Source organism: Collinsella sp. OM06-18AC (genome assembly GCF_003438785.1).
Lineage (GTDB): Bacteria > Actinomycetota > Coriobacteriia > Coriobacteriales > Coriobacteriaceae > Collinsella.
Window position 1 is genome coordinate 74,871 of the sequence record NZ_QSTX01000007.1, and the last position, 24,806, is coordinate 99,676.

A 24,806-nucleotide genomic window follows, 5' to 3' on the forward strand; every position below is an offset into this window, starting at 1 on the left:
GCGCCAAAAAACGAACGGGACAGCACGCCGCATGGCGCACCATCCCGCATATAACATCCCCGATGCGACAAAGAGGCTGTCACTTTGTCACATTCCAATGCGCGCTACTTTTCGAACCCGCACGGCATAACGTTAGCGCTGCCGCGGCGAGCCTCAGTCACGGCTGCAAAGAAGCGATAGCCGCCCGAGAAGTTAAAGCACTCAAAGCCATGCTGCGCCAAAATGCGGCAAGCAATGTAGCTGCGAATGCCGCTCTGGCAAATCACGTAGACCGGCTTGGCCCGGTCGAGCTCGCCCAGGCGATTGCGCAGATCATCGACGGGAATGTTTACGAAACCATCGATATGCCCGCGCTCATACTCCCCTTCCGTACGAACATCGAGCAGCTGCACGCTGCCATCGCGTGGCAAGTTGGGCTCATCCTCCCAATGCCACTGCGCCAGTATGCCGCGATTGAGGTTCTCGATCATAAAGCCCGCCATATTGACGGGATCCTTCGCCGATGAATACGGCGGCGCGTATGCTAGGTCCAAATCCTTAAGCCTATCGCCGCGCATGCCTGCCTGGATGGCAGTCGCCAGAACGTCGATACGCTTGTCCACACCATCGATGCCCACGATTTGCGCACCCAGCAGGCGCAATCCCTGCTTCTCGAAGACAACCTTCATGGTCATGGGCGTTGCACCCGGATAATAACCCGCATGCGAACCGGGCGACAGGACCACGCTGTCGCAGTCAACTCCCGCCGCGTGTGCCGCCTTTTCGGATAGTCCCGTGCTTGCCGCCGTCAAGTCGAATACCTTGATAACCGATGAGCCCAACGATCCGAAGTAGCAGCTGTCCATGCCGGCTATGACATCGGCGACGACACGCCCCTGCTTGTTGGCGGGGCCGGCGAGCGAAATGACCGCGTCCTCGCCGGTCACCTGATGCGTGACCTGCACGGCATCGCCCACGGCATACACGTCGGCAGCAGAGGTCTCCATGCGGTCGTTGACCACAATAGCCCCCTTGATGCCCAGTTCGAGCCCCGCCTCTTGCGCCAGATGGCTCTCAGGTGCCACGCCAATGGCAAGCAGCACCATATCGGCTCCGATAGGGTCATCGCCCGCAACATGGGTGACAACGCGGCCATCAACTTCCTCAAAACCTGTCACATCGGCCTTGAGGCGCAGATCGATACCGTGCTCACGCACCTCGGTATGCAAAAGGGTCGCCATGTCGTAATCCAGGTTGTTCATAAGCTGGACGGGACGCTGCAGAAGGGTCACCTGGAGCCCCAGCTCGCACAGATTCTCCGCCGTCTCGACGCCAATGAAGCCGCCGCCGATCACGACGGCACTGCTCGGTCGCCGCTCTCGAACATAGCTGTGAATACGCAGCGTGTCCTCAACGGTGCGTAGGCTAAAGATTTTATCCGAGTCGATGCCCGGCAACGCAGGGCGAATCGGCTTTGCACCCGGCGACAGGATGAGCTTGTCATACGTCTCGACAAATTCCTCGCCCGTCAGCATATTGCGAACCTCGACCGTATGCGAATCGGGATGGATGGCAAACACCTCGTGACTCGTCTTGACCGCAATGCGAAAGCGATCCCAAAAGCCCTTGGGAGACTGCAGCGTCAATGCGCTCTCTTCTTCTATCACGCCGCCAATGTAGTACGGAAGCCCACAGTTGGCATACGATACAAAACCCGTGCGCTCAAAGATGACAATTTGGGCCTGCTCGTCGAGTCTGCGCAAACGTGCCGCCGCCGATGCGCCGCCCGCGACGCCTCCAACGATAACCACCTTCATAGCTAACGCACCACCTTTCCCGTGTAGCCGCTTATGCCGCCGATATTCTTGACACTGCCATACCCAGAACGCTTAAGAAAACTCACAGCTTGGTTGCTTCGCGCACCGCTCAGGCAATGCACGAAAAGCTGCGTGCCCTTTCGACATATACCCATGATGCTACCCCGAAGCAGAAAAAAAGAGTCGCTGTTTCCAGCGACTCTCCTTCAGTTGTCTGTCCCACGGATTTACTGTTCGCTCTTCGCGAGTGCCTGATCGATCAGTTTGTTGAGCGCCTCGCGCTGCTCAGCGGAGTTGATGCCGCCCATGATCGGCTCTCCCACAATGTTACCGTTCTGGTCGATCACGTAGGTGGTCGGGAACGAGTACAGGTTGGAGGTGAACTTTCCGGCCTCGCTGTCCGACTTAAACCAGATGTTTTTGTACGTCACGCCTTTCTTGGAAAGCACGTCCTTGGCATCGGCCACCTCGTCTTTGTTGCCATCGAGCGTAAAGGAATTAACGCCCACGACCTGGCCGCCCTTCTCGGCAAGCTCCTTGTTGAGCTTCTCCAGATCACCCAGCTCTCCCACGCACGGCTTGCAGGTGGTAAACCAGAAGTTCATGACGGTGACCTTGTTCTTGGAGAACAGCTCGTCGCTGTTTACATCGTTGCCGTCCAAGTCCTTGCCCTTAAAGCTGGGGAACTTCGTCTCCCCGCTCTCGCCGTTGGTCATGCCCGCGGTCGAGGCATCAACACTCTCCCCCTCGCCGGGCGTGCTGCCACATCCGGGGAACTCCTTCTCCAGCGCCATGAGCTTGTCCTCGATCTCCTTGACCTGCTGCGCGCCGGCCTTAAGCGTCTTAAGCTCGTCAGCCGCAAACTGATCCTTGGCGCCCTCGATGGTATCGAGCAAGAAGTCACCGTAGTTCTTGCCGTCCTCAATCATGGGAGTGTCTTTGTTGGCCGCAAGGAACACCTTTTCCCATAGGGCGTTATCGCTCGCAAAGATCTCGTTTTCCTTTTGCAGCAGCTGCTGGTACAGCTCGGCCGCCTCCTCGGCACTCGACGGCTTTTGCGCTATGAGCTCGGCAATCTGCGCATCGCCGCTCGTGGCGTCCTTCGCGTCGCCCTTGGGGGCAGAGCACGCCGCGAGAGTCAGCGCCAGCACGGGCAGCATCAACAGAGCCGCAATTTTTGACAGTTTCATGGTTCCTCCGTTTATATCGAAACTTATATAGGTACCTATTTGTTTTCGCGGGCTTGCGTGGACTGCGCGGGTTTGTCGCCCGTCACACCCAGCCCGTAGCGAAAGCTAATAGCATCGACGGGGCACGCGCCCACGCATTTGCCGCAACGAATGCACTCGGCATGGTCGGGCGTACGCGTAACGTCCACGTCCATCTGGCACACCTTGGCGCACTTGCCGCACGAGACGCATTTACAATGATCGACCTGAATCCCCAGCAACGACACCTTGTTCATGAGTGCATAAAATGCGCCGAGGGGGCAAATCCATTTACAGAAGGGGCGGTAGAACAGCACGCTCAGCACCGCAACCGCAATGAGGATCGCGAGCTTCCAGGTAAAGAGCTTTCCCAGCGCAGAGCGGATTCCCATGTTCATGATGGACAGCGGAATCGCGCCCTCGAGCACGCCCTGCGGGCAGATGTACTTGCAAAAGAACGGGTCGCCCATACCCACATCGTTGACCACCAAGACGGGCAGCAGCACCACGGCAAACAGCAGCACGGCATACTTGATGTACGTGAGCGGCTTGAGCTTTTTCGTGGAGAGCTTCTTGCTGGGAATCTTATGCAAAAGCTTTTGCAGCCATCCAAACGGGCACAAAAAGCCGCATACAAAACGTCCCAGCAGCACGCCGATTAGAATGAGCGTTCCGGTGACGTAATACGAAAAGCTAAACTTAGACGAGCCCACCACCGACTGAAACGACCCGATGGGACACGCACCCGAGGCCGCCGGACACGAGTAGCAGTTGAGCCCCGGCACGCAGACGGCTTTGCCCGCCCCCTGGTAGATGCCCCCCTTGGCAAAGTTAGGCAGGTGAATATTGGTCGCAAGCGTCGCCGCCGCCTGAATCAATCCGCGGAATCTCGCCAAAAGATGCGATGCAGTGTTTTTTCTTTTATCCAATTCCGATACACTCCAAGCACAGCCTGATTGCCTTGGCCAGCACGGCATCCGCTTCGCCGCGCATAATTCCAAAGCCAACCATGGCTACCCCAACGATCAGCAAAGCCACCTGCGCCACAGGCTTAATCGCTTTGAACAATCTGACCACTCCTTTCGTTTCGCGACCCATTGGACCATACCGACTATAAAATCCGTGTTAAGCGTGAATGACTATGCAAGGAGAACGTTATGCGCATCTTGGTCATCGAGGACGAGCGGGCACTGTGCGATGCGATCGCACGCAGCCTGCGCAACTTGGCCTATAGCGTCGACTGCTGCTACGACGGGCAGCAGGCCCTCGATCTGCTCGATGTCGAGACCTTTGATCTTGTCGTGCTCGACCTCAATCTCCCCCATGTCGACGGCATGACCGTGCTCAGGCAACTCAGGACAACTGATTGTGAGACCAAGGTGCTTGTGCTCTCGGCACGTGGCGAGGTCTCCGACAAGGTAGCGGGGCTCGATGCGGGCGCCAACGACTACCTCACCAAGCCGTTCCATCTTGACGAGCTGGCGGCACGTATACGCAGCCTCACGCTCAGGCGCTTTACGCAAAGCGACGTTGTCCTGACCTGTGGATCGCTGAGCTTTGACACCAAAGCGCGCCTCGCCTCCGTGGGCGGCGAGACCCTACCCCTCACGCGCAAGGAGACCGGCATCTTGGAATACCTGATGCTTAACCAGGGGCGGCCGGTGAGCCAGGAAGAGCTTATCGAGCATGTATGGGACAGCAGCGTCAACAGCTTTAGCAACGCGACCCGCGTGCACATCTCGTCGCTGCGCAAAAAGCTGCGCGGTGCGTTGGGGCACGACCCCATCCGCAACCGAATCGGCGAAGGCTACGTTATGGAGGACGGCAAATGAAGCGGCTGTCGCTGCAGTGGCGCATCACGTTAATGACGGCCCTGCTGGTATGCTCGACCTGCGTACTTATGAATTGTCTGGTTGGCTACTCCGGCATGCGCTACATGGACTCGATCGGCAATGAACTATCGGCGCACAGCAAGGTGGAGGCGGCCTCGCCCAGCTCATTTGACCCGACAAACAAAGAGCTCGACGACGCGCTGACCATCGTCGTGAACGACGCCCAAGAATCGTTTGGCGCGACGAGCTGGTATATAACTGCGGCGGTGACGCTGCTCGGCGGCGTACTGGCCTACTTTGTAAGCGGACATGCGCTGCGGCCGTTGCGCTTCTTTGCGACGCAAGTCGAGAGCGTGCGGCCCGACAACCTCGCCGACACAAAAATCAGCGAGGACGTGCCCTCTGAACTCAGGCGCTGCAGCGCGTCGTTTAACGACATGATTGCCCGCCTTGACGAGGGATTTTCCGCACAAAGACAGTTTACGGGCAATGCGGCGCACGAACTGCGCACGCCGCTTGCGCTCATGCAGGCCCAGGTTGAGCTGTTTTGCGCCGAGCACCCCGACGTCGACGCCGATACAGCGAGCCTGCTCGGGCTGTTGCAGGAGCAGACCGAGCGAATGACGCACATGACAAAGACCCTGCTCGAGATGAGCGAGCTGCGCAGTGTCCCTTGCAACGATGCGATTGACCTTGCGCCGATGATCGAAGAAGTACTCACGGACCTGGCGCCCCTTGCCGAGCAAAAAGACATCACGCTTACAAGTGAGGGCGACGCGCAAACGATCGGCAGCGATACGCTAATCTATCGGCTGCTGTTCAACTTGGCCGAAAACGCCATACGTTACAGCGCGCCCAACTCGACCGTGCAAATCAACGCCTGCGCCGAAGGCGACCACGTGCTGCTACGCGTGCGCGACCAGGGGCCGGGCATTCCCGAGCAATACCAGACGAGCATCTTTCAGCCCTTCTTTCGTGTCGACAAATCGCGCAGCAGGGCATACGGCGGCGTGGGGCTGGGGCTTGCGCTGGTCTGGGAGATCGCCGCGCTCCACGGCGGCTCCATCGAGGTCGAAAAGAGCTCGGAGCGCGGAACGACCATGCTCGTGACCCTTCCCGCGCATAACATCGAAGATGCGACAAAGGAACTGCCCCTTTGTCACATCTGTTAGTTCGCAGGATACGTGAGGCCCAAGATGCGCGAAATTGGGCGAAGCGCCAGCAAAAAGCCCCCGCTTCCAAGCGGAAACGGGGGCTAGGTGAGTTAGCTTACTCCCACTCAACGGTGCCAACGGGCTTCGGCGTGAGGTCGTAGCACACGCGGCAGATGCCGGGAACCTCGGCGGTGACGCGAGCGGTAATACGCTTGAGTAGCGCCCAGTCGAGCTCGGGAACCTCGGCAGTCATGACATCGACGGTGTTGATGCAGCGGATGATGCAGGGCCAATCGTAGGCGCGCTTGCCCTCGCGCACGCCGGTGGCGCGGAAGTCGGGCACGACGGCAAAATACTGCCAGATGGTCAGACCCGCCTTGTCGATCTCCTCGCGCACGATCGCGTCGGCTTCGCGCAGCGCCTCAAGACGGTCGCGGGTGATGGCACCAAGGCAGCGGACGCCCAGGCCGGGACCGGGGAACGGCTGGCGCTCGACCATGTTCTCGGGCAGGCCGAGCTCGCGACCGACCACGCGGACCTCGTCCTTGTACAGCAGTTTGACGGGCTCGCAGAGCTCAAACTGTAGGTCCTCGGGCAGACCGCCCACGTTGTGGTGAGCCTTCACGCCGTCTTGGGACTCAAGAATGTCGGGATAGATGGTGCCCTGGGCGAGGAAACTGACCTCGTCGCCAACCTTGCGGGCCTCCTCCTCGAACACGCGAATGAACTCGGCGCCGATAATCTTGCGCTTTGCCTCGGGCTCCTCGACGTCCACGAGCTTATCCAGGAAGCGATCAGTAGCGTCGACATAGACCAGGTTCGCATCCATCTGGTTCTTGAAGACGTCGACGACCTGCTCGCTCTCGCCCTTGCGCATCAGGCCGTGATTCACATGCACGCAGATAAGCTGCTTGCCGATGGCCTTGATCAGCAGTGCCGCGACAACGGAGCTGTCAACGCCGCCGGAAAGGGCCAGCAGGACTTTCTTGTCGCCGATCTGCTCGCGGATTGCAGCGATCTGCTCTTCGATGAACGCCTGGGCAAGTTCGGGAGTGGTGATTCGCACCATGTCGTCGGGACGCTTGTTGGGATCCATGCAGAGCTCCTTTTCGGTTCGATGGGAGTGCGTTGCATGTATGCAAACGCACCGTCATATGACCTCATTATATGCAGAGCAAGGTCCGTTTCCCATCGCTGCGGCAGAGCTTTTTGCAGGGGTGGCAGTTTTTCTATATTCCAAGGTCAGCTAGGCTTCGACAGCCACCTTGGGAGCATCGCCAATAGACTCTTCCTTTATACGTTCGGCATAATCGTAGGCGATACCCACAAATTCCAGTCCCGAGCAACAGGAGTACAATTGCTGCTAATGTTGCCACCTGATGGGAGATGGAAGATGGACTGCGATGGCTACCCATGCGTTCCCATGCCGTTGATGTGTACCGCCTTTGTGCCGGGGCAGATTGACGCTGCGGTTGCAGGCATTTCCGACCCCGATTCGCGCGCCATTGCCACGGCAGAAGCGCTGTACTTTCGCGGACAGGCCACCCTCGCCGCCGAGACAGCACGCCCCCATCTTGACGCCACCGACCCCGCACTGCGCTATTCCGCATGCTTTATCTGCGGATATGCCAGTCTGTCGCTCAACCGTATCGCCGATGCCCGCCGTTGCCTTGCGGGCATCCTCGATACGCCAACTGACGAGGAATCACCCGCCGTCCACGCCACGCATATCCTGTTCGCCTCGGCCGCGAGCGTCCTGCTGCACTTGCCTTCCCCGTATTCCGCCGAAGAGTTTTATCCGCTTGCGGCGCATCTGCCCGAAGGCCTGCGCCTGTTCGCCAGCTACGTGATGGCGCATGCCCTGTACCTGCGCGGCGAATATGGCCGCAGTCTGGGCATGGCGGAAAACGCCCTGATCATGAAACAGGGAAGTTATCCGATCTCGGAACTGTTCCTGCACCTGGCAGCTTCCATGGCATGCATGAGCCTCAAGGACATCGACGCCGCAAAAACGCACTTCGGAGCCGCTTGGGACATTGCGCGCCCCGACGGCCTTATCGAGCTCATCGGCGAGCACCACGGCCTTTTGCAGGGGCTTATCGAGGCATGCCTAAAAACGCAATACCCTGACGACTTCGCGCGCATCATCGAGATCACGTACCGCTTCAGCTACGGCTGGCGGCGCATCCACAACCCCGATTCGGGCGAGGATGTGGCCGACGATCTAACGACCACGGAGTTCACCATGGCCATGCTCGCCTGCCGCGGGTGGACCAATGCCGAAATCGCTCGTCATATGGGTGTGTCGCCGGGCACCGTCAAAAACCGACTATCCGGCGTATACGCAAAGCTTGGCATCGGCACACGCGCCGAACTGGTCGCGCATATGTTGCGTTAGCGACCGGGCTGCCAAGCGCATCGAACGCGCTCCGGGGCCTGGCGCTTTCGCGCGCTCAATTTGGACATTTTGGCCATCGAACGGCACTACCGCCACGGGGCACCTTCTCGCAAAATTGGATTATTTCCTCCGATGTTTGCGGGATGGGAGCCAAAGATGCTTGATCGCCGTTCGTTACTTGTTGCCGGAGCGTCCTCGCTGGCGAGCATTATGTTGCCGCGCGTGCCGGGAAGCGCAAACGCCTTCATATTGCCGTTCGCGCCCACCGCAGCCTATGCCGACGAAAAAGATCCCTTCAGGGTGCTCGTTCTCTCGCGCACCATGTTTGGTGTGGTCGTGGTCGACGTCGCCAATAAGAATACGCCCATCGCAGGTGCCCAGGTCACGCTCGCATCGCGCTATGCCGCAGACAAGCAGCTCACCGCCACGACCGATGACGAGGGCACGGCCATCTTTGAGGTCGCGCCGCTTTCGGAAGGCTACGTGGACGAGGCAACGCTCCTTGACGCGTACGACTTTAACGGCGGCATCTCCATTAGCATGGCGGGCTACCGTGATGTCGAGATTCCCCTCGCGCGTATCCAGGGCGGCACCGCCATAACCGCGCCCACACGTCCGCTCTCCGACGGCGAGCCGTACTTCCGCCAGCTCACGTTCGACGAATGGGACATCCAGTACGCCGACGCCACGTTTATGGCAATGCCAGCGGACGAAGCAGCAAACGACCAACCCGACACGCACGCCTTTACCGTTCAGGCACATCTGCCACAGGGCGGGCAGGCAACATTGCATATCAATAAAGTGATGCCCGCTGCGGGCAGCTCACCCGAAACCGTCACGCAGATTGGCCAAGTCAAGGCCAGCGCATCGGGCGCGGATAATCTGGCGACGTTCACGCTCGAAGACAAGTTCCTCGATGCAGCGTCGAGCCTTCTGGAAGAAGGATGCAAGTTACGCTTTGTCCTCGACTACCAGGGCAAGACCTATACACTCTCCTCCCCCATGGCCGTTGTCACTGCGCCGGCCGCAAAGGCGGAATCGGGCTCGACCACTATCGTCCCCACTACCATGGACCAAGAGATCACTCCGTTTGATTTCCCCGCGGCGTTTCCCGGCATCGGCGGCAATAAGTTCACGTGCTGGATGCCCACATTTCCAATCCTCTTCGATTTCTCGTTTGCTGGATACGTGCTGTTTGGCGGAGGATACAAACCAGCCAGCTATATGAACGATTCGGGCAACCCTGATCCGGAATACTGGAAGAAATCGCCGCGCGAGTCGGGCGCCAAGCAGGCAAACCGCTACCTCGACGAGATGGAGGGGAAGTGGAATCAGTACAAGAGTATGAGTGCCGGTTCGGGTACCGATCCAAGAAACACCAAGCTCCTTCGCCACCATTGCACGCTGCTGTTCACGATGGATATCGCCACACAGCTGTACGGCTCGCTTGCCTACGATTGGGTGGGCAAAACCTGGGGCGACAACAACGACCCCGCATACGGCAATATTAAGGCCCTCTTCCAGGTAAGAACCGACCTCAACTGGACCGAACAGTTCACCTTGGGACCGGTGCCGTTTTTCCTAAACGTCAACCCCTGGGTGCTGGCAAAACTGGCGCTCGCCGTGGGCGCCCACACGCACGGTAGCGGCGCGGCGTTTTTTAAAAACATTTCGCTCGATTGGTCAAACACGTCGGGCTCGTTCACCATCCAGATCGGGCTTGCCGTTACCTTTGGAGCCGGCGTTGCGGGCGTCGCCTCGTCTGCCGTGCGCGGCGCCGCATCCCTCACGCTGTTCATTGGGTACGAGAAGGCAGATGGACACCCGCTTCCGCGACTGCGCGTAGGTGCAGACGTCGATGTCGATGTGATACTCCAGTTCGTTATGTTCAAGTGGACCACCAAGGCTTGGTCGGGATCGTGGCCCACACTCGCCGATTCGTGGAATATGTCGGTGAACAACGGCGACCAGTATGTACTCCAGCGCTCTGAGCTGGCCTTGGGTGGAGATACGCCTTATACGCTGAACGCCTGCTTCGGCTCGGGCGGCAACGCCGAGGCAGGTGGTGTGCCGCAGTTTATCGCGTCGGCCGCCATCGTCACCAACGCCGAGCTGCTCGCACGCGCCGAGGTTAAGGCCACTGCCGTAAACGCCGCGCCTGTCGTGCGCGATTGGGATCAAGCGGTCACGCGCATTGAGCTCGAGGCGGATGCAGAAAGCGACGACACGGGACAGATCGAGCATTTCGTCCATGCACTGATAGAGAACGACGAAAACGCCGCGCCAATGTATAAGTACACCTATATCGGGCAGGCGACGAACGCCGTTGCGGACCCCAACGCCAATTCTGCCGGCGTGTCGGAGGACGAGCGTGGCGGCATAAAACCCTCGAGCGACAACGTGCTGTTTTCCGGCGTGCTCAGCGAAGCCCACATGAAGCTGGCAATGATTGCCGGCGTAGAATGCCTGTTCCGTATCGCCTCGGTGTGCTACGGCGACAATGGCCGCTCGCGCCTGGTGGTGCACACAAGGGCAAACGGCACGTGGTCCGCCCCCACGCCCGTGGACTTCCCCCTTGGGTTTGGCGAGGGCGACGTGGAGCGCGACGGCATATACGATTACGACTTCGACGTGGTGGAATATACGGACGGGAGGGGAAACCAGGACGCCTACGTGCTGCTGGTCTCGGGCGAGCGCCCCGACGGCGACAACACCCTTTTCGATACGGCAAGCACAGCCGGCATACTGTCCGTCGTGCGCCTGCGCATAAGTAATGACGAGACCCGCGTGGTGTCGCATACGTCATGGCGCAGCATCTCGCGCGGCCGCCTGCAAGAGGATGGCTACCATTGCCTGCAGTGCCCACGTATCACGGTGGGCAAGACGCTGGTCGACGGGCGCCTGTCGGGTGCCTACCTCCACCGCCGCGGAACCACCGCAGAAAAGGCGCTCGGCAGCGAGGCTGAGGTTGCGCTGGAGTGCTTTACCCTGTGGTCGGACGTTTCGGGCGACAGCCTGACGTTCCGCCAAGTTCTCCGCTTTCCGCAGGCACCTTCGAGTATCGAGCTGGGCGAGCCCGAAAACATCAACGGCAAAATGGTGGTGCCCGTTGCGTACGAGACCGCAGACGGTTGCGGCTGCGCATCGTACGCCGTGATCGGCCGGTCCATTGCGGGCTGGGGCGTTATGCCGCCGGACGCCGCGGTGCCCCGTGCGGTGCCGTGGCCGCAGCACACGGGCTTTTTGGCAACCGTCAACGAGCAACTGCAGCATATTACTTGGACGCGAGGCGCATCGGCATTTGCAACGCGGCCCGTGGGCGCGGCAGGCTGTGGCCCGGCATCGTTTAGCGTGAGCAACAACGGCAGGTGCGTGCTCTATGTAGAGAACACCGATGGCAAGGTGGGACAAACCTACGACGAAGAAGGCAACCCGGTAGCAGTGATGGGCAAGCACTTCCGCATCTTCGCCAGCACCTTGGCAGGCGATCTGTTCACGGAGCCGTTCGTGATGTGCGAGCTGGACCATCCCGTCGATCAGATAACGGCATTTTTGACGTCGGGAGGCATGCTCTCCGCGCTCGCCACGCACATTGTGAGCGCGGAGCAGAGCGAGGCAGAGCTGCACGGCATCGAAGTGCCCTTGGTGGCGTGTGCCACTCCGACGGGCGCGGTCGCTACCTCGGGCGCGGTGGTGCCCGGAGCAGCAGGCGAGTCCTTCATGGTCACGGTGCGAAACGACGGCAACACTTTGCTGACCGCCGGCACAATCGATCTGTACCGAGAGGGCTCCAGCCAGCCGTTCTCCAGCGCATCCATCGGATTCGGAGCGAACGCACGCATGGCTTCGATCCACGATCCGGAGCTTGCCGAAGACGCTTCGGCCAACGACATGGCACACGTGAAGTACGCACTCGAGACGCTGGGCACACGTTTTGCAACGCACCCGCTGGTAGCCGACAACGGCAACGCCGTGCTGGCACCGGGTTGCACGGCACAGTTCCGCATGAGCTTCGCCATCCCCGAGAGTTGGAGCGACGAAGTGGGCAAACGCGTAACGCTGTATGCGAAGGCACGTAATCTGGTGGCGCTCGATCCCGTAACGTTCGAGGAAATTCGACCGGGCGCAAACTCGACGCTGGGCGCCGTACTGCACGAGCTTCATGTGCCCGACGCGGCATGCGAACGCTCAGAAGTTCAGGTCGGCGTATGCGACAGCGCGGATACGACAGGACTTCACGACGCCCCGATGACAGCAGACGGCGATGGTGGCTCGAGTGGCGGCGGTACCGATGAGGACGGCGACTCCGGCGGAAGCAGCTCCGGCAGCGGCAAGGACCACGGCAATAACATGCGCTCCGGAAAAGCGGGCACGCTTGCGGGCACGGGCGATGCCAACGCTCCCCTTACGGCAGCCGCCGCAGCACTCGCCGCGGCAGGCGCCGGCCTCGTCGCCTACAGCGCCCGCCGCACGGCGCTCGAAACCAACACCGCCAATGAGGTCAATTCTGATAAGCGTCGCTAGCTTCTAGTTACTTTTGTGAGAGACGCCGACCCGGCTCATCGAATATCAAAATGGGCTGGTTCTGGATACCCAGAGCCGGCCCATTACGCATTAAATGTCGTCTGAGGAGTCGAGTTCAGCCTCGAGCTTGGCGCGGCGTCTTTTCGCCGTGAAAAACGTTGCGCACAGGACGGCAAACGTGGCCGCGAAAATCGTCGCTCCGCAGAACACGCCCGTGGCCAGGTTCGCCAACCAAAAGACGCTTTCGAGCGGTACGATCTGCGCCTCAGCGATACAGCGCATTGCGGCAATAACAAGTGCAAACGCGGTGCCGCTAAGACCGCTGACAAGCAGGAAATATCCAACAGGAAGATGCTCGGTTTGCCCAAAACGATTGGTATCGACATAGCCCTTCCGCGTTTGCAGTCCTGCGCAAATCAACATCACGAGAATGAGCCACAAATACATGGCTGCCTCGAACGGCGTTGCAAAGCCACGCGGCATTTCACTGGCGTCGCTGTGAACCCACGCAACCTGTCGAGCTATAAACTGGTAGAAAAAGATCATCAACATGCCAAACGAAAGCAGCACGAAACCAATCTTGTAGATCTTCGCGCTCTCAGCCTCCAGGCGCTCATCCTTTGGACCGGCATATTCACGCCACTTTTGCACGAGTTTTAAATCTTCAAATTTCATAGCGAACTCCTAAAGAGCGTCAGGGTCGACGTTGCTCTCGTCTTCCCAAAACAAGTCGTTCAACGTAACGCGTAGCGCTTTACAGATTGCCACGCACAAATTGAGCGTGGGGTTGTAGCCGCCCGCCTCGATAAGGCCGATGGTTTGGCGCGTAACGCCCACGGCTTGGGCTAAGTCAGCTTGCGAAAGGCCAGCCGCCGCGCGTGCCGCCTTCATGCGTAGGTTCTTTTTGCCCGGCATGGAGTTCCTTTCGTAAATGTGGACAGATATCCGTTGCAACATGACAGAAATATATTGCATCCTTCACAAGATGTCAACTATATCTGTCATTATGGAAACCATGTTCGCCATCGCCATGTGGACATAACAATCTCGATTCGCTATTCAAACTTACTCGGACAGAACCGACTCGGTTTTGTCCGAGTAAACGTGATTGATAGTCGATCGCTGTGCCCGCTCGTGCAATCAGCATCATTCGATTTTGTTTAGTAAAACTAGGTCCCTATTAAATAAAATTCGTTTGTATCCAAATTTGTTTAACAATGCCGCGTTACCACTAAACACTATACCCGTTAATCCGAACGATTGTTCGATGGATTTCGTGTTGGGTGGAATCGTCTGTGGGCTGGGCTATGCTACCTTGACTATCTATATGACTAAAACGCAGCAAGGGAGCACCGAGAGAGCGAGTATGGCAAAAAACACCGCAAACTATGGTAACGACAGTATCCGCCAGCTCAAGGATGAGGAGCGCGTACGCCTGCGCCCCGCCGTCATCTTTGGCTCGGACGGACTCGATGGCTGCGCGCATGCTGCCTTCGAGATCCTGTCCAACGCCGTTGACGAGGCGCGCCAGGGCTACGGCAAGCTCATCACCCTTACCGCCTTTCGCGATGGCTCCATTCAGGTAGAGGACAACGGCCGCGGCTGCCCGCTCGACTGGAACCCTTCCGAGAAGCGCTTTAACTGGGAGCTCGTCTTCTGCGAGCTCTACGCCGGCGGCAAGTACAACAACAACCAGGGCGGCGACTACGACTTCTCGCTCGGCACCAACGGCCTGGGCTCCTGCGCGACCCAGTACGCTTCCGAGTACATGGACGTCACGGTTTGGCGTGACGGTAACAAGTACTCCTTACACTTTAAGAAGGGCAAGGTCGTCGGCGCCAAGAAGAAGGCGCTCGAGATTGAGCCCAGCGACGAGAACCGCACCGGCACCACCATCAAGTGGCGCCCCGATCTTGAGGTCTTTACCTCGATCAGCATTCCCCACGATTGGTATCGCGAGACCATGCGCCGCCAGGCCGTGGTCAATGCCAACGTAACCTTCCGCCTGCGCATCGAAGGCGACGATGGCGAGTTCTCCGAAGAGGACTTTTGCTATCCCAAGGGCATTGAGGACTACGTGCTCGAGAAGGTGGGTGCCGACTACCTCACCGAACCCTTCTTTATCGAGGCCGACCGCCGCGGTCGCGACCGCGAGGACCTGCCCGACTACAACGTAAAGATCACCGCGTGCATGTGCTTCTCGCGCACCTTCATGATGCAGGAGTATTACCACAACTCATCGTGGCTCGAGAACGGCGGCTCGCCCGAAAAGGCTGCCCGCAGCGCTCTGACCAGCGCCATCGATGCCTACATTAAGAACCAAGGCAAGTACAACAAAAATGAGAGCGGCATTAAGTGGCAAGACGTCCAGGACTGCCTGGTGCTGGTAACCAACTGCTTCTCCACCCAGACGTCCTACGAGAACCAGACCAAGAAGGCCATCAATAACCGCTTTATCCAGCAGGCTATGACGGCCTTCTTTAAGGAACGCCTCTCGACCTACTTGATCGAGAACAAGGACGCCGCCAATAAGATCATGGAGCAGGTGCTCATCAACAAGCGTTCGCGCGAGAACGCCGAGAAGACGCGCCAGAGCATCAAGACCAACCTGCAGCAGAAGACCGACATGGCCAACCGCGTGCAGAAATTCATCGACTGCCGCTCCAAGGACAAGAGCCGTCGCGAGATCTACATCGTAGAGGGCGACTCGGCAGCAGGCGCCATCCGCACGTCGCGCGATGCCGAGTTCCAGGGCGTTATGCCCGTCCGAGGCAAGATCCTCAACTGCCTTAAGGAGGACTACCCGCGCATCTTTAAGTCCGACATCATCATGGACCTCATGCGCGTGCTGGGCTGCGGCGTGGAGATCAAGGACAAGCGCATCAAGAACCTTGGCGCTTTTGACCTGGACAACCTCAACTGGAACAAGGTCATCATCTGTACGGACGCCGACGTCGACGGTTACCACATTCGCACGCTCGTGCTCACCATGCTCTATCGACTGGTGCCCACGCTTATCGACGAGGGCTACGTGTATATCGCCGAGTCTCCGCTCTACGAGATCAACTGCAAAGAGAAGACCTACTTTGCCTACACTGAGCTCGAGAAAAACGGCATCCTCAAAGAGATCGGCGACCAGAAGTGCTCGATCAACCGCTCCAAGGGTCTTGGTGAGAACGATCCGGACATGATGTGGCTCACCACCATGAACCCCGAGACGCGCCGCCTAATCAAGGTGGAACCCGAGGACGTCACCAAGATGGAAACCATGTTCAACCTGTTGCTGGGCAACGACGAGGCGGGCCGTAAGCGCCACATCTCCGAGCATGGCAAGGAATACCTGGGCCAGCTGGACCTGCAATAGCAGCAAATCGATAGCGACGGCTCATAAGAAGTTCAAGAGGAAATCGTGGCAAAGAAGAAGACGAAGAACCAGCCAAAGAAAAAGCAGGTCAACGCCGAGAACGTCATCGGCCTGCACTCCGAGGTCACCGACCAGCCGATTACGCAGACGCTCGAGGTCAACTACATGCCCTACGCTATGAGCGTCAACGTCTCGCGTGCATTCCCCGAGATCGACGGTTTTAAGCCCTCGCACCGCAAGCTGCTCTACACCATGTACAAGATGGGCCTGCTCAAGGGCGAGCGCCAGAAGAGCGCCAACATCGTGGGCCAGACCATGAAGCTCAACCCGCACGGCGATGCCGCGATCTACGAAACGATGGTGCGTCTGGCCACCGGCAACGAGGCGCTGCTTGCCCCCTTCGTGGAGTCGAAGGGCAACTTTGGCAAGTACTATTCGGGCGACCTGAGCTACGCCGCCTCGCGTTACACCGAGGCCAAGCTCTCCCCCATCAGTGCCGAGATCTTCAAGGACATCGACAAGGACCCGGTCGACTTCGTTGACAGCTACGACGGCGCCATGAAGGAGCCGCGCCTGCTGCCCACCACGTTCCCCAACATCCTCGTCTCGGCCAACAAGGGCATCGGCGTCGCTATGGCGTCCGACATCTGCGGTTTCAACCTCAACGAAGTCTGCACCGCCACGATGCACTACCTGCAGGATCCCGACTGCGACCTGCTCGAGTACATGCCTATGCCCGACTTCTCGACCGGCGGCGAGATCATCTACCGCCGCGAGGAGATGGAGAAGATCATCGAGACCGGCCTTGGCAGCTTCCAGATCCGCTCCCGCTGGCGCTGGATTCCCGAAGAGCGCATCATCGAGGTCTACGAGATCCCCTACACCACCAAGACCGATGTCATCATCGAGCGCATCGTCAAGCTCTCCAAAGAAGGCAAGGTCAAAGAGATCGCAGACATTCGCGACGAGACCGACCTTTCGGGTCTGCGCATCGCTATCGACCTTAAGCGCGGCGTCGACCCCGACAAGCTCATGGCCAAGCTCTATCGCTCGACCACGCTGCAGGATTCGTTCTCGTGCAACTTCAACGTACTGGTCGACGGCTATCCCCGCGTTATGGGTGTGCGCCAGATCTTGCACGAATGGGTCAAGTGGCGTATTGAGTCCACGCGCCGCCGCATTAACTTTGACCTGGGCAAAAAGTCCGAGCGCCTGCACCTGCTGCACGGCCTTGAGGCGATCTTGCTCGACATCGACAAGGCGATTGCCATCATCCGCGGCACCAAGCTCGAGGCCGAGGTCGTGCCCAACCTTATGAAGGGTTTCGACATCGACGAGACCCAGGCCGAGTTTGTTGCCGAGCTCAAGCTCCGCAACATCAACGAGGAGTACATCCTCAACCGCACCAAGGACATCGCCAAGCTCGAGGGTGAGATCGCCGAACTCGAGGAGATCCTCTCGAGCGAGGACAACATCAAGAAGGTCATCAGCGACGAGCTGGCCACGGTTAACAAGAAGTACGTGATGCCGCGCCGCACGGGCAGGATCGAGCCCCATGAGGTTATCGAGGTAAGCTTGGAGCCCGAGGTCGAGGAGTACCCGGTTACCATCATGCTTTCGCGCGATGGCTACCTCAAGAAGATGACGGACCGCGTGCTCAAGAAGGCGACCACGCTCAAGTACAAGGACGGCGACAAGCCCTTTATCGAGTTCCCGTCCTCCAACACCCACGAGCTGCTGGTCTTTACCAACAAGAGCCAGGTGTACAAGTGCAAGGTCGCGGCGTTTGAGGATACAAAGTCGGCCCAGCTGGGCTCGTACCTTCCGACCGATCTTGAGATGGAACCCGACGAGAGCGTCATCTGGGTCATCGACCCCGAGGACTACAAGGCCGACGTGCTGTTCGTCTTTGAGAACGGCCGCGTGGTGCGTGTCGCGCTTTCTGGATACGTTACCAAGACCAACCGCAAGCGCCTCAAGAACGCCATCTATGGTGGCAGCAAGCTGCTGTATGCCCAGGTGCTCAAGGAAGATCGCGACATCGCGCTGGTCTCGAGCGACTATCGTTTGATGAACTTCAACACGTCGCTGCTTAAGACCAAGACGACCACCAACACGCAGGGCGTCCAGGCCTTCACCGCCAAGAAAGGCCGCTCGGTCACCACGGTGGGCACGACCGAGGAGATTCTTGGCGCCGGCGTCTCGGCCGAAAAGTTCACCGCACAGAGCCTCCCCTCAGCCGGTGCCCTCATGAAGGAAAACGACATGCCGAGTCTGTTTGACTAGGACGACGGCAGCCAAACCGTCATGGTTTAACTAAGCAGCGGGGCCCGGAGTGCAGCAACATCGCGCTCCGGGCCCCATGCATTACAGCAGCATCATCCCTATAGACAAAATGCCGCATAAAGTGGAACAGACATCAGCCCATCATTCATTCCGAAGGGCTTAGTCGATAGCCTGATTCGGCGCACGCCCGGATGGGTCTTTTTAAGTGAGGACAGGCTTCGAGATCTTGTGTTCTCTCCCGCCTTGACTTCAATCGCAGACAAGCATCCCTGCTTCTCTACTACAAAGTCGATTTCCGCACGATTATCTCGCGCCCAATAATGCAGCGGATAGCCCATGGCTGAAAGCTGTTGGGCAACGTAGTTTTCGGTAAGTGCACCCATGAATGTGCCGCCGATACCGGAAAGAATATCGGCGCGTTGAGCACCGGCCTTGGAGACGAGCAGCCCTGTATCCGCCTGATAGATTTTAAAAGCAGAAGGGTTAACGAAGGCCTCTAAAGGGCTTTCGATCTGCCCGACTAGGCTGCAGCGCGCCACCGTACCCGACAATACAAGCCAGTCGAGAGCATCTCCAAAGAGAGACGCATTGCCCCCCGCTCGCACTACCTTGTATTGAAATTTACGATTCTCTTTGGCAAGCTGCTGTGGAATGGAATCGAAGCACGCACGCGTCTTTGCGCTCAAGCGCTCATCAGCATATTTATTAGTGTCGGCGGAGTATCCGTCGAGAATAATCCGATGCTTTTCGGCCACATCAATGATTGACTGATCATCGATGTACGTTTGGACCGCCTCGGGCATTCCGCCAACAACAAGATACTGTCGATAGAGCCCAAGCGCCTTTTCATGAAGGCTTGGCGCAAGAGGACCCATTATCTCGAATGATGAGCGTATCTCGTCGACCAGCTGATCGTGCCCCATCGCCCAGAGAAACTCCTCGAAATCGAGTGGAGTCATCTCGATCAAGTCGGTCTTTCCGACGGGGAACGAATACGACTGATGGTTAATGGCAACCCCAAGAAGCGACCCGGCAGCCGCAACGTAATACTCGGGAGCATCTTCGCAAAAGTATTTAAGGGAAGTGAGCGCTTCCTCGCATGCCTGGATCTCGTCAATGAACAGTAAGGTTTTGCCAGGCACGATACGCTGTCCCGTACGAGCCTCGATCGCACGTACGATCGAATGAGGGTCAAGACCGCCCGAAAAATCCGCTCGCGCCGACCGGTCGTTCTCAAGATTAACGTAGACAACCGATTCGAAAAGATCCTGGGCGTACGTTCTGAGCAAATAGGTCTTGCCACACTGGCGCACGCCTTTGACCAGCAAAGGTTTTCTATCAGCTCTGTCTCGCCATTCCCTAAGGAGCTCGTCTGCCTTGCGACGCATACGTAACCTTCCCTCATGAACTTCTATTTGACAATATTTTAACGCGGATTAATTTGTTTTCAGTTATTTTTCTGCGTTTAAAAATTGTTCTATACGGCACTTGAGGGAATTCGCCCCTATCTCTCGGTAAGGACAGCAAGCATTTCCACCAACGCTGATTGCCATGCGTTCTTCTTGTCCTTAGGCAAGCTTGCGAGCGAGCTCTCGCACCTCTTTCAACTTGGGCGAGGATGCCATGCTGTCGCGCTCGGTCATACCGCTGATGGTGACAATGCCCTGGTCCTCCCACTTGCAGTACGCGCAGGTTGACTTGTACATAGCGATCGCCGCATCATAGACACCCTCGCTGTGGCTATCGAGTAAAAGGGCCGTCTTGGTGAACGGGAATCCCGTGGCACCGAAGGCGTACAGGCGGTCGATGGCGGTCTTTTCCTGCGCAGTGATATCAAACCAGTAGATAGGCGAAGCGAAGACAACCATGTCGGTGTCTTTCAGCGACTCAATCACGTTGGCCATGTCATCCTTCTGCACGCAGACGCCCTCATGGGCGAAGCAGTACTGGCATCCCAAGCAGCCGGCGATCTTCTTGCTGGCAACGCGGATGACCTCGACCGTATGGCCGCCCTCACGCGCGGTCTCGGCAAACGCCTCGACCATGGTATCGGTATTAGCGCCCTTACGCGGGCTGCCGCTCAATACAACGATATTCATAGGATTCCCTCTCCCTCATGCTGCAGGCGCGCAGCATGCTTTCTTGTAACCAAAACGAATGGTGTTAATCAATCGCCAGCAGGCCATATCTCTTGTTCAAGTTCCCTAAAGAAGCTCAAGACGATTGCGATTGCCTTATACAACGTCGAAAATCAAAGAGGGCCCATAGCAACGCCACCTACCTGAAATGACATGCGGTCAAGACGAGCTACGAGGATCGTGACGAGCCGATACCGCCCGCATGCCCCCTTCGGAATAGGCGCTGAGCAGCTCCTGAGCGTGAGCAAACTCGGGCCCTCGCCTCCAACCGAGCAGGCGGTTGACCGCGAGATTTCCCTGGACGTTGTGGACGAAGAGCAGATAGGCGTCCTCGCGCGAAAGCCCAGTCTCCTCCATGATCGAGGGAACCATCTGCTCGGCGCCGCGCTCGACGACGCGCTGTGCCACCCGGGCGTACGCGTCGTCATCCGAGTAGAGCAGATAATAGTCATCGTTTGCCGGCGGACGCTGGCAGAGGGCACCCGCCTCCGTTCCCTCGAGCGGCGGCACCGCCGCCAAGGCCTCGTCGATAAGCGCGTCGAGCAGGGCGAACTTGTCCTCGTAGTGCAGATAGAACGTGCCACGGTTGATATCGGCGCGGCGGCAAATATCCGCTACCGTCATCTTCGCGAAGCCGACCTCGGCCAGCAGCGCGAAGAACGCCTCCCGTATGACCGAGAGTGTATAGCGTCGGCGACGATCGATCTTCCCCGCTTCCATTACCCCTCCAATTGCAACGCTCGACAATGCCCGGCAAACGCTCGTTTATCGACAGCAGGCCGAAGCTGTTCATTGCTCTTAAGCAAATCGACATGGATACTTTTTATAGACACCTGTTTATAATAGCTGAAAGAAGGTATCCAGTGACCCTGTACGAGCAGCTCGTTATCGAGCTCACCAACCGATCGTTTTCCCTTCATGCCGCCTACCGCAGCGGCAGCACGCCCTATGAGCTGAGTGACCGCGAGCCCGAGCCCTACGACCAGCAAATCGAGGACTTCGCCCGTATGATCGAAGAAGCCGATTGCGTGCTGGTGGGCGGGGCCTCCGGGCTCTCCGCGGCGGGCGGCGGCGACTTCTACTACGAGGACAACGCGACCTATCGCAAGCATTTCGGCAAATTCGCCGAGCGCTACGGTTTCAAGGGCGCTTTCGAGGGGTCGTTCTACCGCTGGCCCACCGCCGAGGCGCGCTGGGGATACCTCGCCACCTTCCTCGACACCACGCTCAACGCCCCGCTGCGCAAGCCCTACAGGGACCTCGACGCCATTCTCGCCGAGAAGGATTTCTTCGTGCTCACCACCAACCAGGACACGCAGTTTGTGAAGCTCTATCCCTGGGAGAAAGTGGCAGAGATCCAAGGCGACCACCGCTTCTTTCAGTGCTCCCGCTGTTGCACCGACGCGGTGTGGGATGCGGTCGAGCCGGTCTCCAACATGGTAGAGGCCATGGGAGACGGCCTTGAGGTTCCAACAGAGCTCGTGCCGCGCTGCCCGCACTGCGGGGCAGAGGCGTTCCCCTGGGTTCGCGGCTACGGCAACTTCCTGCAGGGCGAACTCTACGAGGAGCAGTACCGCAAGGTGTCCGAATGGCTCGACGCGCACGCACGGCAGAGGATCCTCTTCCTCGAGCTGGGTGTGGGCCGCATGACGCCCGCGTTTATCCAGGAGCCGTTCTGGGCCCTCACGGCGCAGTTACCGCAGGCCAGCTACATCGCCGTAAACAACAAGACGCAGTTTCTCCCCCGCGCGATCGAGGATCGGGGGCTCGCCGTTCGCGCCGACATCGCCGACGTGCTTGCCGACGTGCGCAAGACGCTGGGGAGGTAGCGCATGGAGACGGCGAAAGCAGTTCGCATAGGCAGGGCGCTAGCCGAAGCGGATCTTGTCATCATCGGCGCTAGCAACGGACTCGACATGGCGGAGGGGCTCAACCTTTTCTGCGCCGATGCTCATTTCCAAGAGGCGTACGGGGACCTCGCCCAGGCAGACGGCATCGGCTGCATACTGCAGGGGCTCGCTTCCCCGGATGCCAGCGTGCGACGCCGATGGGCCGAGCGGTTCCATCAAAAGGAGTATCTCGAATATGAGCCCGGCTCGCTCATGAACGGGCTGCGGCGTCTTACGGAGCACGCCGACACCTTCGTGGTCACATGCAACATCGACGGGCACTTCGCGCGCGCCGGGTTCGACGAGAACCGCGTGCTCGAGACGGAGGGGGGCATACGCACGTCGATCGACGAGCGGCGTCTCGCCCATCCAGACGCCCTCGCCACGGCCCAGCTCGAGGAGCTCGAGCGCCTTGTGCAAGCCCATCGCAACGGCAGGGTCGCCATCCTCGAACTTGGCGTGGGACTGCGCAACGGCATCATAAAGCACATGCTCGCCCAGATCGCGAACGTCTGCGAGCACGCCACCTACATCGTGTTCAACTACAGCCAGGCTATGGCGCCCGATGCATCGTGCGAGACGATTCTCGTTGACGGCGATATGGCCCCGGCTTTCGAGGAGATTGCCCAATGCCGTCTCTAGAGAGGGAAGCGTATAGGCTTCGAAGCCTTATCGACGATGCCGACGCCATCATCGTCGGCATCGGCTCGGGCATGTCAAGCGCCGCCGGGTTCAACCATTACAACCGCGCAGGCATGGCGCGCGCCGGAATGACGGACTGGCAGCAAGCCTTTGGCTTCAAGAGCCTTTTCGACGGCTTCTACCACCTCTACCCCAGCCTCGAGCAGCAGTGGGCATACTATGCGCGATACATCGACTTCATGCTGCGCGAGCTGGCCTCGCAGCCCTATCTCGACCTACGGTCCCTCATCGGCCATAAGGACTACTTCATCCTGAGCACCAATGTGGACACCCAAGTCGAGAAGACGTTTCCCACCGAGAGGATCTGCAACTATCAGGGAAGCTTCGCGCACCTTCAGTGCAAGCAGCCATGCTGCGACGAGCTCTTCGACGCGAGCCCCTACGTCGAGCGCATGCTCGCGGGCATGGCGGGGTTCGAGGTCCTCAGCGAGGATGTCCCCCGATGCCCGCACTGCGGCTGGCAGCTTGTGCCGTGGGTGCGCGACGACACGTTTCTGCAGGGTGCGGCCTGGCGCGAGAGCCTCGGACGATACGAGCGCTTCGTGCGCGAGCGCAGCGATCGCCGCGTGCTGTTGCTGGAGCTCGGCGTGGGCGAGATGACCCCCGGCATCATCACGCTCCCGTTCTGGAGCATGACCGCGAAGCTGCCGGATGCGCACCTGTTGAGCGTCAACATCTCGAACGGCTCGGCTCCGCTGCAGCTCGGAAGCAAGGCAGAGGCGATCCAGGCCGATTTGGGCACCCTGCTCTCGGTGGCGCGGGCAGGTGGCGAGTAACGCGGAGCGGTAGACGCGCAATGAGGTTTTAGCCGCAGCCTCCGAACGAGAGGGCTCGGAGGCTGGTATTCCTGAATCGCAGGTCACGATGGGTTATCGGAATCGCGAAGAGCGGATACCGCCAGTAAGCCCCCTTCGGAATAGGCGTTGAGCAGCTCCTGGGCATGGGCGAACTCGGGGCCTCGTCTCCAGCCGAGCAGGCGGTTGACGGCCAGATCGGCCTGGACGTTGTGGACGAAGAGCAGGAAGGCGTCTTCGCGTGAAAGCCCTGTTTTCTCCATGACCCAGGGAACCATCTGCTCCGCTCCGCGTTCTATGACGCGCTGGGCTACGCGAGCGTATGAGTCGCTGTCCGAATAAAGCAGGCGATAATCGTCGTCTGCCGACGGACGCTGGCAAAGCGTTGCCGATTCAACCCCCTCAAGCGGGGGAGCCGCTGCCAATGCCTCGTCGATAAGCGCATCGAGCAGCGCGTACTTATCCTCGCAATGCAGATAGAACGTTCCCCGGTTGATCTCGGCGCGGCGGCAGATGTCCGCCACCGTCATCTTCGCGAAGCCGACCTCGGCCAGCAGCGCGAAGAACGCCTCCTGTATGACCGAGAGGGTGTAGCGCCGCCGGCGGTCGATCTTGGTTTCTCCCATCGCCTCTCCAATCTGAGTCGTTTGACAATGTCCAGTAGCTGTTCGTTTATCGACAGGTGCACGCGTTTGTTCATTGCCCCTGCGAAAATCAACAA

The 24,806-nt window shown here is 58.9% G+C and carries 20 protein-coding genes; 9 read left to right on the plus strand and 11 right to left on the minus strand.

What is annotated here, in order from left to right; translation table 11 throughout:
• Positions 1 to 104: 104 nt before the first annotated feature.
• The 4 genes from DXB86_RS05895 to DXB86_RS05910 form a co-directional block, all read right to left on the minus strand.
• Positions 105 to 1,796 carry an FAD-dependent oxidoreductase gene (locus DXB86_RS05895; protein WP_117736507.1) on the minus strand — a complete coding sequence of 564 codons (1,692 nt, stop codon included), beginning with the start codon at positions 1,794 to 1,796 and terminating at the stop codon, positions 105 to 107.
• Positions 1,797 to 2,023: 227 nt separating this feature from the next.
• Positions 2,024 to 2,986: a redoxin domain-containing protein gene (locus tag DXB86_RS05900; RefSeq protein ID WP_117736508.1), complete on the minus strand. Its 963-nt coding sequence runs from the start codon at positions 2,984 to 2,986 to the stop codon at positions 2,024 to 2,026.
• Between the two features lie 35 nt (positions 2,987 to 3,021).
• Positions 3,022 to 3,933, minus strand: coding sequence for a 4Fe-4S binding protein (locus DXB86_RS05905; RefSeq protein WP_233504167.1), 912 nt, complete (start codon positions 3,931 to 3,933; stop codon positions 3,022 to 3,024).
• Complete coding sequence (locus DXB86_RS05910) at positions 3,926 to 4,072, minus strand: CD1871A family CXXC motif-containing protein (protein WP_197032826.1); 147 nt, start codon at positions 4,070 to 4,072, stop codon at positions 3,926 to 3,928. Before DXB86_RS05910 ends, DXB86_RS05905 begins: the two co-directional genes overlap by 8 nt.
• A gap of 89 nt (positions 4,073 to 4,161) precedes the next feature.
• On the opposite strand from DXB86_RS05910, the gene DXB86_RS05915 reads away from it, so the two are divergent.
• Both DXB86_RS05915 and DXB86_RS05920 read left to right on the plus strand, forming a co-directional pair.
• The gene (locus DXB86_RS05915; protein WP_117736510.1) at positions 4,162 to 4,836 is read left to right on the plus strand and encodes a response regulator transcription factor; all 675 of its coding nucleotides are present in this window, start codon (positions 4,162 to 4,164) and stop codon (positions 4,834 to 4,836) included.
• Complete coding sequence (locus DXB86_RS05920) at positions 4,833 to 6,008, plus strand: ATP-binding protein (protein WP_117736511.1); 1,176 nt, start codon at positions 4,833 to 4,835, stop codon at positions 6,006 to 6,008. Before DXB86_RS05915 ends, DXB86_RS05920 begins: the two co-directional genes overlap by 4 nt.
• A gap of 97 nt (positions 6,009 to 6,105) precedes the next feature.
• Here DXB86_RS05920 and guaA read toward each other — a convergent pair whose 3' ends face one another.
• On the minus strand, positions 6,106 to 7,086 hold the full coding sequence (gene guaA, locus DXB86_RS05925; protein WP_117736512.1) for a glutamine-hydrolyzing GMP synthase: 981 nt from the start codon (positions 7,084 to 7,086) through the stop codon (positions 6,106 to 6,108).
• A 297-nt stretch (positions 7,087 to 7,383) separates the two neighbouring features.
• On the opposite strand from guaA, the gene DXB86_RS10055 reads away from it, so the two are divergent.
• Both DXB86_RS10055 and DXB86_RS05935 read left to right on the plus strand, forming a co-directional pair.
• Complete coding sequence (locus DXB86_RS10055) at positions 7,384 to 8,388, plus strand: helix-turn-helix transcriptional regulator (protein ID WP_199408144.1); 1,005 nt, start codon at positions 7,384 to 7,386, stop codon at positions 8,386 to 8,388.
• A gap of 156 nt (positions 8,389 to 8,544) precedes the next feature.
• Positions 8,545 to 12,912 carry a hypothetical protein gene (locus DXB86_RS05935; protein ID WP_117736513.1) on the plus strand — a complete coding sequence of 1,456 codons (4,368 nt, stop codon included), beginning with the start codon at positions 8,545 to 8,547 and terminating at the stop codon, positions 12,910 to 12,912.
• Positions 12,913 to 13,002: 90 nt separating this feature from the next.
• Here the strand turns inward: DXB86_RS05935 and DXB86_RS05940 are convergent, their stop codons facing one another.
• Positions 13,003 to 13,587 (minus strand): hypothetical protein, encoded by a 585-nt coding sequence (locus DXB86_RS05940; protein ID WP_117736514.1) that lies wholly within the window; start codon positions 13,585 to 13,587, stop codon positions 13,003 to 13,005.
• A 9-nt stretch (positions 13,588 to 13,596) separates the two neighbouring features.
• Entirely contained in the window at positions 13,597 to 13,827 is a 231-nt protein-coding gene (locus DXB86_RS05945; protein WP_117736515.1) for a helix-turn-helix transcriptional regulator, read from the minus strand.
• A 451-nt stretch (positions 13,828 to 14,278) separates the two neighbouring features.
• Here DXB86_RS05945 and DXB86_RS05950 point away from each other — a divergent pair, with 451 nt between their 5' ends.
• Positions 14,279 to 16,276, plus strand: coding sequence for a type IIA DNA topoisomerase subunit B (locus DXB86_RS05950; protein WP_117736516.1), 1,998 nt, complete (start codon positions 14,279 to 14,281; stop codon positions 16,274 to 16,276).
• Positions 16,277 to 16,321: 45 nt separating this feature from the next.
• Entirely contained in the window at positions 16,322 to 18,562 is a 2,241-nt protein-coding gene (locus tag DXB86_RS05955) for a DNA gyrase subunit A (protein WP_117736517.1), read from the plus strand.
• A 98-nt stretch (positions 18,563 to 18,660) separates the two neighbouring features.
• Here DXB86_RS05955 and DXB86_RS05960 read toward each other — a convergent pair whose 3' ends face one another.
• From DXB86_RS05960 to DXB86_RS05970, 3 genes are all read right to left on the minus strand, one after another.
• Positions 18,661 to 19,950 (minus strand): ATP-binding protein, encoded by a 1,290-nt coding sequence (locus DXB86_RS05960; RefSeq protein WP_117736518.1) that lies wholly within the window; start codon positions 19,948 to 19,950, stop codon positions 18,661 to 18,663.
• A 180-nt stretch (positions 19,951 to 20,130) separates the two neighbouring features.
• On the minus strand, positions 20,131 to 20,661 hold the full coding sequence (locus tag DXB86_RS05965; protein WP_055252412.1) for a flavodoxin family protein: 531 nt from the start codon (positions 20,659 to 20,661) through the stop codon (positions 20,131 to 20,133).
• Positions 20,662 to 20,859: 198 nt separating this feature from the next.
• Positions 20,860 to 21,420, minus strand: a complete 561-nt coding sequence (locus tag DXB86_RS05970; protein ID WP_089572815.1) for a TetR/AcrR family transcriptional regulator — start codon at positions 21,418 to 21,420, stop codon at positions 20,860 to 20,862.
• Positions 21,421 to 21,563: 143 nt separating this feature from the next.
• Between DXB86_RS05970 and DXB86_RS05975 the strand changes: the two genes are divergently transcribed.
• From DXB86_RS05975 to DXB86_RS05985, 3 genes are read left to right on the plus strand one after another with little or no spacing between them, the layout of a single operon-like run.
• On the plus strand, positions 21,564 to 22,529 hold the full coding sequence (locus tag DXB86_RS05975; RefSeq protein ID WP_197032824.1) for a Sir2 silent information regulator family NAD-dependent deacetylase: 966 nt from the start codon (positions 21,564 to 21,566) through the stop codon (positions 22,527 to 22,529).
• A gap of 3 nt (positions 22,530 to 22,532) precedes the next feature.
• Entirely contained in the window at positions 22,533 to 23,231 is a 699-nt protein-coding gene (locus DXB86_RS05980; protein WP_055252414.1) for a hypothetical protein, read from the plus strand.
• Complete coding sequence (locus DXB86_RS05985; protein ID WP_117736519.1) at positions 23,219 to 24,067, plus strand: NAD-dependent protein deacetylase, SIR2 family; 849 nt, start codon at positions 23,219 to 23,221, stop codon at positions 24,065 to 24,067. The genes DXB86_RS05980 and DXB86_RS05985 overlap by 13 nt, the downstream gene beginning before the upstream one ends.
• Before the next feature lie 83 nt (positions 24,068 to 24,150).
• Here DXB86_RS05985 and DXB86_RS05990 read toward each other — a convergent pair whose 3' ends face one another.
• The gene (locus tag DXB86_RS05990) at positions 24,151 to 24,711 is read right to left on the minus strand and encodes a TetR/AcrR family transcriptional regulator (protein WP_117736520.1); all 561 of its coding nucleotides are present in this window, start codon (positions 24,709 to 24,711) and stop codon (positions 24,151 to 24,153) included.
• Positions 24,712 to 24,806: the final 95 nt, after the last annotated feature.